The organism is Chryseobacterium sp. CS2K3, from assembly GCF_059515185.1.
The window spans coordinates 204,845-218,347 of sequence record NZ_JCAKRW010000007.1 but is presented as its reverse complement, the minus strand read 5'-3'; the positions used below and the strand labels follow the sequence as shown (position 1 = coordinate 218,347).

The window sequence follows — 13,503 nt, the reverse complement described above, 5'->3', positions numbered from 1 at the left end:
GACATTGAATACCCCTTTGTCAAGTATTATTTTTGATTCAAATATAAAACCGTGATTTTACGGGAAATTTTAAAGCATAAAAATAGTATTTTTGGAAAAATTGAAATGAACTATGGAGTGTATAAGTAAAATATATTTCACTGATAATCCGTATCCTAACGGACATGCAATTGAATCATTTATCTGGAGCGGACGAATTGATACATATGGGTTTATCAGCTTTGATTTTCATTTAAAAACTGAAGATTATGATGCAAATGATGATGAAAACATTGAGGAAGAAGATGAAGATATGTCTGATTGGAACTCCAAAACAGTATGGAAAAACTATCATGCCTGCACTTTATCGTCAAATTATTGGGGTGAAAAAAGAGGAATCAGAATGAATGTACCTGGTGAAAAACTAAATTTCGATGAGATTGTTAAAAATGATATTTTCAGCAATAACCTTTCTTCCGGACAGGATCTTGATGATGAAGATCTCGACTTTAGTATTTATTTGCTGGGACACGATAGCTGCGCAGATCATCAAATTCGATTTTCAAAGAAAGATAATAATGAATATGATATCATCTGGACTGGTAAAATAGCGTTGGGCTATTCTGGCGAGAATGAGTTTTGCCATGACTTCAAAGCACAGATTTTCAATGTAAAGTTCGACGGATTTCATTATCCTCAAACCTGGACCATAGAAGAAGCCACTGAAATATTCAAGGCTAATCTTGCTAATTTTGAAGAATATGAATTTGTAGATCTGAATCCTAAAAGTAACAAGCGGGAGTATAAACTCTGCAAACTAAAGTAATACAAATAACAAATTAAAAAATTATAATTATGAGCAAATATTCAATTGAAGCGTTTATCAATGAGACGAAGGAGAATCCGCAGCAGAGGGATTATTTTGAACTGGAAACAAAGCATCTTTTAGAAATCAATCTTAATAATCAGGCGGTATGGACAAAAAGAGGAAGTATGGTAAGCTACGTTGGAAATATTAATTTTGAAAGACAGGGAATGCTAGCCGGTGGTCTCGGAAATCTTTTGAAGAAAGCCATCAGTGGTGAAGGAAGTAAATTGATGAAGGCTGAAGGAACGGGAAAATTATATGTAGCAGATTCCGGGAAGAAGGTTCGTATCCTTTACCTGAATAATGAATCTGTATGTGTGAATGGTAATGATGTCTTAGCTCATGAGCAAAGTGTAAAAAGTGATATCACGATGCTTAAAAGCATTGCAGGCATGATGTCTGGCGGTCTTTTTCAGGTAAAACTTTCAGGAACGGGGCATATTGCGATTACAACCCACGGAGATCCTTTAACTTTACTGGTAACGCCTGACACTCCTGTTTTCACTGATCCTAATGCTACGGTTGCATGGTCCGGAAATCTCAGCCCGGAACTGAAGACAAACGTTTCTTTTAAAAGCCTTATCGGAAGAGGAAGTGGTGAAGAGTTTCAAATGAAATTCTCAGGACACGGATGGGTACTTATTCAACCTTATGAGGAGGTATATTATATGGAAAAGTAATTCATAAATAGCTATCTTTGAAGTAAGTAATTCAGTTCATTACACTTATATTACGAACCTATGAAAAATATCCTATCAGGGCTATTCTTGATGATCATCAGTGCAGCCTACCCGCAGATACAGAAAGTAGAGCAAGTCATCGATTCGTGTGTGAAAGAAGATAATTTTAACGGTTCGGTTCTATTAGCCAAAAATGGAAAAACTGAACTACTTACTTACAAAGGGCTATCCAACAGGCATTATGACATTCCTTTTTCTGATGAAACACGATTTCACATTTTCTCACTTACAAAGACATTTACAACCGTATTAATCATGCAGCTTTATGAAAAGGGAAAGATTGATTTAGAGGCAACCATCGCCACCTATTATCCGGAATATAAAGGAGAAGCAGCGCAAAAAGCAACCATCAGAAATCTGCTTACTTACAGCAGCGGCAGAGAAAATAAAGACATCAGCTCACCGGAACTTATTCATCAGGCTTATGATAATACCATCTGGAATCTTGATGATTTTATCACTACTTATCTTTCTGAAAAACTGATAGATCCACCCGGAACAAAATTCAGTTACAATAATGGGGATTTCATCCTGCTGGGGAAAATTATTGAAAAAATCTATAAAAAACCTTTTGAAGAGGTTCTCAAAGAGCAAATATTGACTCCTCTTAAAATGGAAGGTACGGGTTTTCTTCATCATAATGATATTATTAAAAATATAGATGAAGGATATTTTGCAGAACCATCCGATCCGTTCGCTCTCTATATGCCCACCAATAGCTATATTGATAATTTCTATTCTGCCGGAGCGATGTATTCAACTCCCAAGGATCTGTTAGTTTTTGATCAGGCAGTATTTAATTCGGTATTATTTAATAAAAAGACCTTGGAGGTTATGCTTACTGCTGACAAAAAGTTAGAAGACACCGCATTAGGCTTCTGGGTATATCCTAAAAAGTTCGGTACCATGAATACAATATTTGCAGAACGGCAGGGAGAGGGCTATGGACATAGCGCTAACTGGGTACATTTGGTTGATAAGAACTTAAGTTTAATCATTCTTTCCAATACAAAAGACATCAAATACCTGAATAAAATGAGGGAAAAACTGATTAAAGCTTACTATGGGCAGTGATTAATTTTTGATTTAGAGATCAATAGTCAATTTTGCTCCGCAAGTGAATGGTGAATTTTATATAAGTTTAATCCTTTATTAACCACCCGTCAAAAATTCAAAGAGTTTTTGCCACCCCTCCAAAAGATGGGAATGATCATATAATGAGATGATTGTTTTTCCAGAAGCTATAATAAGCCATTCAGTATCTTCCTTATACTAAAACATTAATTTTCTCCATCAGGGATTCTCATCCCCATATCTATTACCCGAAAAACGCTCCCACTCCAATTCCCACACACTCAAACACTCAAAAACTCACACACTCAAACTCTCCCCACACCCTTCTCCCACCCTATCGTGATTTACAAAAGATTTAATATATTTAGAAAAAAAATAGATGGAGAATAATACTTCCCGCAGAAGTTTCATTAAAACGGCTGCACTGGCAAGCTTTGGTGCATTGGTATTGCCCAATTCCATGTTTGCTTATTCCAATGATTTTAAAACAGATAAAAAGGTTCGCGTAGGATTTATCGGGGTAGGTCTTCGTGGTCAGGAACACGTAAAATTACTGGCAAAACGTAATGATGTAGAGATTGTAGCGTTTGCTGATCCGGATAAGAGAATGCTGGCTGCATCTCAAAAAATTCTTAAAGACAATAATAAATCGGCAGCCCAGGAATTTTCTAATGGTGAATATGACTACCGAAATCTCCTGAAATTAAAAACGATAGATGCGGTTGTGATTGCAACTCCATGGGAGTGGCACCTTACACAGGGTGTAGAGGCAATGCGTGCTAAAAAGATTGTGGGAATGGAAGTTTCCGGAGCCATCAAGCTTGAGGATTGCTGGGAATTTGTGAAAGTATATGAGGAAACGAAAGTTCCTATTTTCATGATGGAAAATGTATGTTACCGAAGAGATATAATGGCAATTCTGAATATGGTGCGTAAAGGAATGTTCGGGGAATTGGTGCATGGAAGAGGCGGCTATCAGCATGATCTGAGAGGTGTACTTTTCAATGATGGAGTTACTCCTTACAATTCCGGAGCTGAATTTGGAGAAAAAGGGTTCAGTGAAGCGAAATGGAGAACAGAGCATTATGTAAAACGTAACGGGGAGCTTTATCCTACGCATGGATTAGGACCTATTGCAATGATGATGGATATTAACCGCGGAAACCGCTTAACAAGGCTTTCTTCTTTCTCATCAAAGTCTGTAGGATTGCATAAATATATTGTAGAACATGCCAAAGGTGGAGAAAACCACCCGAATGCAAAGGTAAAATTCAATCAGGGAGATATTGTCACTACACAAATCGCCTGTGCCAACGGGGAAACTATACTCTTAACTCACGATACCAGCTTACAACGACCTTATGATCTTGGATTCCGTGTACAGGGAACTGATGGATTGTGGCAGGATTTCGGATGGGGAGATTTTAATCAAGGACATATTTACTTTGAAAAAACAATGAATCACACCCACCGTTGGGATAATACGGAAAAATGGATGAAAGAATATGATCACCCGATGTGGAAGAAGTTTGAAAACGTTGCTGCAGGTGCCGGACATGGTGGAATGGATTTCTTCGTCATGAATACTTTCATTGAATGTATCAAAAGAAATATTGAGTTCCCGATGGATGTCTATGACCTTGCCCTATGGTATTCCATTACTCCATTGAGTGAAGAGTCTATTGCTAAGGGAGGTCAGGTAGTTGAAATACCTGATTTTACCAACGGAAAATGGAAAACCCGTAAACCTGTATTTGGAATGACTGATGAGTTCTAAGAAGACATTACTCATATTAGCAGGCGGATTAGGCAGTCGCTATAAAGGATTGAAGCAGGTGGATGGGATACTTGATAATGGTTCGCCCATTCTGGAGTATTCTATCTATGATGCTTTGGAAGCAGGTTTCTCAAAAGTGGTTATTATTGTCAACTCATTAATTCCTCAAAGTTATATTGAACGACTGAATGTCATTTCTGAAGCAAAAGGTTTTGAGCTGCATTGGGTATATCAGGAAATGAACAGTATTCCTTTGCAGGGTTTTGATTATCCTGAACGCGAAAAACCGTGGGGAACTGCGCATGCTGTTTTATGTGCAAAATATGCCATACAGGAACCTTTTATTATGATCAATGCGGATGATTTTTATGGAAAAGAAGCTTATTTGCTTGCTGCCCATGAAATTGATCACCATCATATTTCCGATTCTGAATTCGGGATGATTGCTTATCCTGTAGGTACAACACTGAGCGGTCATGGAACTGTAGCACGAGGAATATGTACTTTAGATGCTGAAAATTATCTGGTTCGGGTAGAGGAACAAACTTCTATTCAAAGGCTTAATGGCTCTATTATTTATACTAAAAACGGCGAAAACATAAAACTGGATCCTGACACTTTGGTTTCCATGAATTTTTTCATTTTTAATCCTCATATTTTCTGCTCTCTGGAAGCTTATTTCTATGATTTTATAGAGTCTGATCCTACATCCAGACATGAATTTTATATTCCGAGTGCGGTACAAAGAATGATGGATGAAAACAACGTAAGAGTAAAGGTTAAAGCTTCTCCTTCTCAATGGATGGGAGTAACGTACGCCGATGATAAAAAACATATTAAAGATTTTCTGATGGCAGAAATTCAAAAAAACAGATATCCTGAAAATTTATGGAGTTAAATACTATTGTAATTGAGTTTATCGGGACGGATAATTATGAGCTCGCTCCTATTACTGACGGATTGATCAATACCACCTATCTTTTGAAAGATAAAGATCGGGCAAAAAAATTTATTCTTCAAAAAATCAATACTCATGTTTTCAAACAACCGGAAGTGATTGTCAATAATCATTTAATGATTAATGAAATTCTTCAATCCAATAATTACCAGCTTCAAATTATAGAACCCGTTCTTTCTCTAACGAACAAGTTTCTGGTAAATGATGCCAATGGAGATTCATGGCGTATGTTAAGTTTTATAGAAAACAGCATAACCTTCCTTGCGGCACCATCTTTACAAACAGCTTTTGAAGCAGCTAAAGCATTCAGTTATTTTCTTAACACTGTAAATACTGAAAACCTTCCTGCTATTGAAGACTCTCTTCCCAATTTTCTTAATTTTGAGAAAAGAGTTGCAGATTATAAAAGTGCACTGGAAAATGCAGTTCCTTCTTTAAAAGAAAAAGCAAAAGCAGAAATAGAAATCACCAACCAGTTTCTATCCTTGCCTGATCAATGGATTGAAATGGAGAAGAACAATCAGATTCCCAAAAGAATTATTCATGCAGATGTAAAAATCAGCAATATCCTCTTCGATCAAAATCATAAACCTTTAGCAGTTATTGATCTGGATACAATGATGATCTCAACTATTTTATATGATTTTGGAACAATGATCCAATCCTATACGAATACTACGCTCGAAGACGACGGAAGTGCTATAAACAATTTCAATCCGGAAATGTATAAGGCTGTAAAAGAAGGATTCTTGTTCTATTTAAAAGAAAAACTGACTCCTCAGGAAATTATGAGCCTTGATTATGCTGCACAGGTCGCTATTTATATTCAGGAAATTCGTTTTCTAACTGATTATCTGAACGGAAGCACCTATTACTCTACCCAATATCCGGAACATAATCTGGACCGAACGAAAAATCAATTGGAGCTACTGAAAGGTTTAAGAGAATTCTTGGGAAGTGAATGATTTCAGATCTTTTATTTTCCTTAAGTAAAAAGAAATACAATATTAAGGTTCCTACGGAATGACAAGCAAAACGTTTAGATTACACACTTTGTCATTCCGTAGGAATTTATCTTTTATTTCAACATTACACTAAAACTCTCCCACTCTAATACTCTAATATTCTCCCACTCCAAAAACCCTACAACACTCAAACTCCCTCACCTAAAAACTCTAAAATCCTCTTCCATTCCTCAAATTTTTTCTCAAAAGAAACTGTATGAAGCGGGCTCGTAGACGGGAGTTGGTAAATTGGTAATCCGTAATTTTTCCCTAACAGCTTTTGCAGGTTCTTATAGGATTTTCCACCATTGCAGAAAATAGCTTTCACATTCGGATGTTCTTCCAATAATTCAGCAATCTGATTGGCTTCTTCATTTTTAATTTCTGAATCAAGGCTTCCTTTTCTTTCGCAGGAATCAATAACATCCCAAAGAGCAATATGGTGCTTCTTTAAAATCTCCAATTTTTTAGAATAGTCATCGGTAAATTCTTCATGCAGCAATTCAAAGATGATTTTCCAGAATTTGTTTTGGGGATGGGCATAGTATTGCTGCTTTTCCAATGATTTCACCCCAGGAATTGAACCCAGAATCAGGATTTCAGACAGATCATCAATAAGTGGAGGAAATGAAGAAATACGGTTTTGCATATTCAAATATATTGAATTATTTTTTTTGGATTATGCAGGCTTTAAATATATTTTTATTTAGGGTTAGGCTAAAGCCAATGGAATTCAGCTATCAAAATTTAAAAATCAAAACAATTATCTCGACTGATAAATCATTGAATTTTTTCATAAAAAAAAGCGGGCTAAAGCCCGCTTCCCATTGATATATTATAATGTTTCTTTTAACCAGTCAAAGAATTCTCTCTGCCATACCAATCCGTTTTGTGGATGAAGTACCCAGTGATTTTCATTCGGGAAGTAAACCAATTTAGATTTTAATCCTCTTAATTTCGCTGCCTGGAAAGCTTCCTGTCCTTGTTCGTAAGGAACACGGAAATCAATTCCTCCCTGAACGATCATGATAGGCTTGTTCCATTTTTCTACGAAGTTGCTCGGGTTGAATTCTGTATAAGCTTTTGGCTGTGGTTTTTCCCATGGAGAACCGATATCCCAGTTTGCAAACCAAAGTTCTTCTGTTGTAAGATACCATGACTTCATATCAAATAATCCATCATGAGCGATAAATGTTTTGAATCTGTTTTCATGAATTCCTGCTAACATAAATACGCTGTATCCTCCGTAGCTTGCTCCTACAGCCGCTACTCTATCACCGTCTACGTATGGTAATGTCTTAGCATAATCTGTTGCTGCAAGATAATCTCTCATTGGCTGTCCGCCCCAGTCTTTTGAAATCTCTTCATTCCATTTTGTACCCCAGCCCGGCATACCTCTTCTGTTTGGAGCCACTACGATATAATCGTTAGCTGTCATTAGAGCAAAGTTCCATCTGATGCTGAAATATTGCGTCAATGCAGACTGTGGTCCTCCCTGGCAGTATACTAATGTCGGATATTTTTTGTTTGGATCAAAATTCGGAGGATAGTGGAACCATACGCCCATTTCTTTTCCGTCTGAAGTTTTTACCATTTTCAGTTCAGATTTACCCTGAGCCAATTTAGCATAAGCATCTTTATTTGCCTCGGTAACCTGCTTCATTTCTCCGTTTTTAAGGTTTACAGAGAATAATTCAGTAGCGTGGTTTACGTCTGTTCTTCCTACTAATACTGAAGTTTTATTGTCTGTGAAAACTTCATTCACATCAAAGTCTCCTTTAGTAATCTGCTGAACTTTTGCAGATTTTGAATCTAAAGAGAACAATTGTTTTGTCCCTCTGTAAGCAGCTGTAAAGTAAATTGTTTTTGAATCTGCACCCCAAAGTACATCTCCTGAAACGCTGTCATCCCAAGCGGCAGTAAGGTTAGTTGTCTTCCCTGACTTCCAATCCATGATTTTCACATCATTTTTATCAGCTTCATAACCGTCTCTAGCCATACTCTGCCAGATCAGAGATTTTCCGTCCGGGCTGAATTTTGGATTTACGTCATATCCTTTATTGGTTTCAGTAAGGTTTTTCGTGGTCCCTGTTGCCATATCATATGCGAAGATATCCGTATTGGTACTTGTAGCATATTCTTTACCGCTTTTAGGTTTTGTAACATATAAAAGCTGTGCAGAATCCGGGCTCCAGATAAAATCTTCAGCACCACCGAAAGGTCTTTGTGGAGAATCCCACGTTTTTCCTTCCAAAAGATCCTTAGCAGCTTCTACTTTATCGGCTGTATTTACTACAAATACGTGGTTGTATTTTCCTTCATTGAAATAATCCCAATGTCTGTGGTTAAGGTCTGTGTATACCTGAGCGGTAGTTTTAGGAGTATCGCTGTATTTGTCTTTCCCCATCAATTTTTCTACCAGAACCTGCTTACTGAAAGCAATTCTTTTCCCGTCTGGAGAAATAACGATATTGTCTACTTCACCGATAGTATAAAATTCTGTCCACGTTTTTCCCGCATCTTTTGAAAGATAAATTTTATCACCTTCCTGAGCATAAATTCCGTTTTTATCCCATTGGATCAATGATTTTTTACCGAAATCGATTTTTGAAGACTGATTATTAAGAACATTAAGGAAATAGTTCTCATTTTTTGTTTTCTCTGTTTTCAGATCTACCTGTCCTACTTTATAGATAAGAGAAGCTTGATCCGGTGAAACTGCCTGTACTCCTACTTTTTTCAAAGTCCAAAGAATCTCAGGCGTCATTAATTGTTGTGCATTCATTAAAAGCGGAGCTGCCAAAGCCAGCAGGCTGTACTTAAGTTTCATATGTTGATATTCATTTTTATCGGACCTTATAAAATCACAGTGATCTTACAAAACCCTTTCATTAAATTCAAAGATTGCCAAAGTTAATATTTAAAATAAAAATTAACGAAAGAATTAACAATTAAAATTAACTGTACCTCATAAAATATCAAAAGAACAAAGGTTTAAAAGGAAGATAATAGAACAAAGCACTCCAATTTGTTATTTTTATTAATGATACCCTTTTTCAAAATTAAAAACATTAAGACAAAAAAAATCCGCTGGAATTTACCAACGGACTTCTGTATATTATATCTTATTACATTTATTAATCTCCATCTGAGAACATTGAATTCGCCAGTGAAGTAACGATTGATAATAGAATACTGAAGATAAATGCCCACCAGAAGCCATCTACCACCATACTATCTATAAAATAATCAGCAATCAGGATAATTCCAGCATTGATTACCAATGCAAAGAACCCTAAAGTAAGGATAGTAAGCGGAAGTCCGAACAGACTTAAAATAGGTTTTACAAATATGTTTAAAACCCCAAGTACTATTGCAAAAATAATAGCGGTTGAAAATCCTTCAAAATGTACTCCCGGTAAAACTTTAGTTAAAAGATAGGCAACTATTGCAGTGACAAACAATCGGATAATTAAGTTCATATCGTTATTTTTTAATGTTATTCGTTTTGTTGAGCAAAAGCCATTCCATTTTAGTGAAAAATATTCATCAAACCCTTTATTGAAGGAAGATTTCAGATTGGATATATTACTTAATCTTCATCATTGTCACCAATGAAGTTGCCACATGACTTTCTGAATCAGAGCCTTCACTCTGAACATAGATTTCTGTTCTGATCACACTTATTTTAGCTCCACCTTTAATAACATACGATTTTGAAACCAAAGCATCTCCCATTGCCGGACGCAGATAGTTTACCTTCAGTTCCACAGTCACTACATAGCAATCTTCCGGATAATGGCTCACGGCTGCATATCCTGAGGAAACATCTACTAATGAAGCAATCATGGCACCATTGAACATCCCAGCTTTTCTGGTCATCAGCTCCATTTTAGGAATTTTGATGGATATAAAATCGGTTTCTGTTTCCAGAAGTTCTGCTTTATAGAATTTCAAAGTTTCGGAACGATTGAAGCTATCGGTGATGAGTTTCTTTTTTTCTGGGGTCATTACTTTAATTTTGAGTGTAAATTTAGAAATTGATTTAAAAAGATGGGTTAAAAGATTAAAAAATTGACAATACAATTACTTTTAAACACTTTAGCTATTTTTTAATATTCTATATAAATAATGTTAATTTAAATTTAAAAAAACAAGGCTTTTATCTGCTTAAAACCTCTAATCTGCAGAGTATATACAAAATCAAGAGATTAAATAATAGTTAAGCCGGAATGTTTACTTGCCAAATTGAAAATAATAAAGTGAAATTAATATGAGATATCCAAAAAAAAGAGCAATAATCTGATATGATATTTTTCATAAAATCACTTGGTAAAGATTTAATACTCTATTCAAAATAAAATATTCATCTTTGCAGCCTTAAAATCAAACACGCTAGTTTATTTCATGAACACTATTTTCAAGAAGCGACTTCTTATAGCGCTTGTATTACCAACTGCCGCCTTGTATTATGGGCAGAGTACGAAGGATTCTTTAGAGAAATCGAAATCTATTGATGAGGTGATGTTGGTGGGAAGAAACCTTTCCCAGACAGCCAAAGAAAGAAAAACACCTGTAGCAGTTTCCAACATTAAGGCAGCTGAAATTCAGGAGAAATTAGGAAACAGAGAGTTCCCTGAGATTATGAAGTCTACACCATCTGTATACGTTACCAAAGTAGGTGGTGGATTTGGAGACAGCAGAATTAACATGAGAGGTTTTGATGGTGCCAATATTGCGGTAATCATCAACGGACAGCCTGTGAACGATATGCAGGGAGGTACTGTTTACTGGTCTAACTGGACCGGACTGGCAGATATTGCAAGTTCTATTCAGATTCAGAGAGGTTTGGGAGCATCTAAATTTGTAGTTCCGTCTGTAGGAGGAACGATCAATATTGTAACTAAGGCTACAGATTCTGAGCAAAAAGGAATGATAAAAGCGGAGATGGGTAACGACAACTACTCCAGATTATCGGCAATGTATTCTTCAGGGTTAAAAAACAAATGGGGAACTACGGTATTACTTTCACGTTGGCAAGGTGATGGTTACATCAACGGAACTAAAGGTGAAGGATATTCATGGTTTTTCTCTACAGGGTTCAAGCCTAATGAAAAGCATGCGTTCAATTTGATTGCAACAGGTGCACCACAGGTACACGACACCAGAAGATCTTCGGCAACAGGAGCAAACGTGGCAACACTCAGACAATTTGATACTTACGGAAGAAGATTCAACCCTCAAACAGGAATGCTGAACGGTTCTGAATTCAATTTAGCCCCGAACTTCTATCATAAGCCTATTGCTTCTCTTAACTGGGACTGGAATATTAATGACAACCTGAAACTTTCTACGGTTCTTTACGGTTCTTGGGGACGTGGTGGCGGTGGTACCGGATTGAACGGTTCTATTAAAAACGCTAACGGAGATGTAATGAACTTTGCCAACAACGGTCCTGGAGGTGATGGTACCATCAACTGGGATATGATCTACCGTTATAACAGAGGGGGTATGGTAACTGATTACAATGGAAATACTTTCCAGAAATCTACGTTTACAGCTCCTGCAGGTTCTCCTACTGATCATAATGGTCAATATGTAACTACTTTAAACGGAAATACCGGTATTTTCAGAAAGCAAAGTATCAATTCTCACGACTGGTACGGAGTAATCGCTGATTTAAATTATAAAAAGAACAACTGGACCTTCAACGGAGGTATTGATCTTAAAACCTATAAAGGAGCTCTTTATGATATTGCTACCGATATGCTAGGATCAGATGCTTTGTTTGTAGGCAGCACCGTAAATTCTCCTAAAGGATATTTTATTGATCGTACGGTAAAACCTGAACCTCTTACCAAGCTTAATAACGCTCAGAAAATTTCTGTTCACAATGAAGGTTTAGTAAAATGGGCTGGTGTTTACGGAATGGTGGAATATAGCTCTGAAAAGCTAAGTGCATCTGTTCAGGGATCAGTTTCCGAGCAGTATTATAAGAGAAGAGATTATATGCTGTATACTCCGGGCAACCAGGAAACAAAATGGTATCACAAAACCGGATATATTGTAAAAGGTGGTGCTAACTATAATATTGATGATCACCATAATGTATTTTTCAATACGGGGATTATCTCAAGACAGCCGTTATTCAATGCATTATTCCCATCGAACCAGAATATCTACAATGATGCTAAGAATGAAAGAATTTTCTCTGTAGAATTAGGATATGGCTTCAAATCCCGTTATATCGATGTGAATATTAACGCATACAGAACGCAGTGGGATGACAGATTCATTTCAAGAACGTTCAATGCTACTTCTACTGATATTGCGAACTTCCCACAGCTAAAACTTGGAAATTCTTATTTCTATAATGCACTGAATGTAGGACAGCTTCACCAGGGAGTTGAATTGGAAGCTAAAGCAAGACCTTTCACAAATCTTAGACTTAGAGGGATGGTTTCTCTTGGAAACTGGAAGTATAAAGGAAATGCAAGCTTTAATATTATTGATGTTCAGAACAATCAGGAAGTTTCCGGAGCAACAGGAACCATCAATATTAAAGACCTGAAAGTGGGTGACGCTGCACAAACAACGGCAAGCATCGGAGCTGACTACAATATTACAAAAGCATTCAGTATTGATGCAAACTGGGAATATTATGACAAGCTATATGCACAGTTCAACCCTATCAATTTCCTTACTGAAGCAGCAAGAGAAAAGGGAATCGTAAAACTACCTAGCTACCATTTATTTGATGTGGGTGCCAGCTACAAGTTTACTATTGATTCTAAAAAATCTTTAACCATAAGAGCTAACGTATATAACGTATTCAATACGTATTATATTTCTGAATTAAGCTCTAATATTCATACAACTGATAAAATTGCCAATGGTCCGGGTGCCGGAAAAACTTACCAGGAAGCTGGAAGAGTTTATCAAGGTGTGGCAGATGGTAATACAGGATTCTTAGGTTTCGGAAGAACGTGGTCTGTGGCTGCGACTTTCAGATTCTAATAGAGATCTTACATCATAGAAAACCCGCCAATATTGGCGGGTTTTCTGTATTTATACAATAAATTGTTTTTTATTTAAAGCAGCTT

At 36.6% G+C, this 13,503-nt stretch carries 11 protein-coding genes; 7 read left to right on the top strand and 4 right to left on the bottom strand.

Going from position 1 to position 13,503, the window contains the following annotated elements; genetic code table 11:
- Window positions 1–112: 112 nt before the first annotated feature.
- The 6 genes from AC5YGG_RS14005 to AC5YGG_RS13980 all read left to right on the top strand — a co-directional run bounded on the left by AC5YGG_RS14005 (window position 113) and on the right by AC5YGG_RS13980 (window position 6,361).
- Entirely contained in the window at window positions 113–805 is a 693-nt protein-coding gene (locus tag AC5YGG_RS14005; RefSeq protein ID WP_496145087.1) for a hypothetical protein, read from the top strand.
- Between the two features lie 29 nt (window positions 806–834).
- Window positions 835–1,527 (top strand): AIM24 family protein, encoded by a 693-nt coding sequence (locus AC5YGG_RS14000; protein ID WP_066696301.1) that lies wholly within the window; start codon window positions 835–837, stop codon window positions 1,525–1,527.
- A 60-nt stretch (window positions 1,528–1,587) separates the two neighbouring features.
- Window positions 1,588–2,661: a serine hydrolase domain-containing protein gene (locus AC5YGG_RS13995; RefSeq protein ID WP_496145086.1), complete on the top strand. Its 1,074-nt coding sequence runs from the start codon at window positions 1,588–1,590 to the stop codon at window positions 2,659–2,661.
- Window positions 2,662–3,040: 379 nt separating this feature from the next.
- The gene (locus AC5YGG_RS13990) at window positions 3,041–4,438 is read left to right on the top strand and encodes a Gfo/Idh/MocA family protein (RefSeq protein WP_496145085.1); all 1,398 of its coding nucleotides are present in this window, start codon (window positions 3,041–3,043) and stop codon (window positions 4,436–4,438) included.
- Window positions 4,428–5,336: a sugar phosphate nucleotidyltransferase gene (locus tag AC5YGG_RS13985; RefSeq protein ID WP_496145084.1), complete on the top strand. Its 909-nt coding sequence runs from the start codon at window positions 4,428–4,430 to the stop codon at window positions 5,334–5,336. The genes AC5YGG_RS13990 and AC5YGG_RS13985 overlap by 11 nt, the downstream gene beginning before the upstream one ends.
- Window positions 5,327–6,361, top strand: coding sequence for a phosphotransferase enzyme family protein (locus AC5YGG_RS13980; RefSeq protein WP_496145083.1), 1,035 nt, complete (start codon window positions 5,327–5,329; stop codon window positions 6,359–6,361). The genes AC5YGG_RS13985 and AC5YGG_RS13980 overlap by 10 nt, the downstream gene beginning before the upstream one ends.
- A gap of 187 nt (window positions 6,362–6,548) precedes the next feature.
- On the opposite strand, the gene AC5YGG_RS13975 is transcribed toward AC5YGG_RS13980, so the two are convergent.
- From AC5YGG_RS13975 to AC5YGG_RS13960, 4 genes are all read right to left on the bottom strand, one after another.
- Window positions 6,549–7,049 carry a DNA-deoxyinosine glycosylase gene (locus AC5YGG_RS13975; protein ID WP_496145082.1) on the bottom strand — a complete coding sequence of 167 codons (501 nt, stop codon included), beginning with the start codon at window positions 7,047–7,049 and terminating at the stop codon, window positions 6,549–6,551.
- Window positions 7,050–7,235: 186 nt separating this feature from the next.
- Window positions 7,236–9,230, bottom strand: coding sequence for a S9 family peptidase (locus AC5YGG_RS13970; protein WP_496145081.1), 1,995 nt, complete (start codon window positions 9,228–9,230; stop codon window positions 7,236–7,238).
- A gap of 307 nt (window positions 9,231–9,537) precedes the next feature.
- Complete coding sequence (locus AC5YGG_RS13965) at window positions 9,538–9,882, bottom strand: phage holin family protein (RefSeq protein ID WP_496145080.1); 345 nt, start codon at window positions 9,880–9,882, stop codon at window positions 9,538–9,540.
- A 106-nt stretch (window positions 9,883–9,988) separates the two neighbouring features.
- Window positions 9,989–10,411 carry a PaaI family thioesterase gene (locus AC5YGG_RS13960; protein ID WP_496145079.1) on the bottom strand — a complete coding sequence of 141 codons (423 nt, stop codon included), beginning with the start codon at window positions 10,409–10,411 and terminating at the stop codon, window positions 9,989–9,991.
- A 396-nt stretch (window positions 10,412–10,807) separates the two neighbouring features.
- Between AC5YGG_RS13960 and AC5YGG_RS13955 the strand changes: the two genes are divergently transcribed.
- Window positions 10,808–13,417, top strand: a complete 2,610-nt coding sequence (locus tag AC5YGG_RS13955; protein ID WP_496145078.1) for a TonB-dependent receptor — start codon at window positions 10,808–10,810, stop codon at window positions 13,415–13,417.
- The last annotated feature ends 86 nt before the right edge of the window (window positions 13,418–13,503 follow it).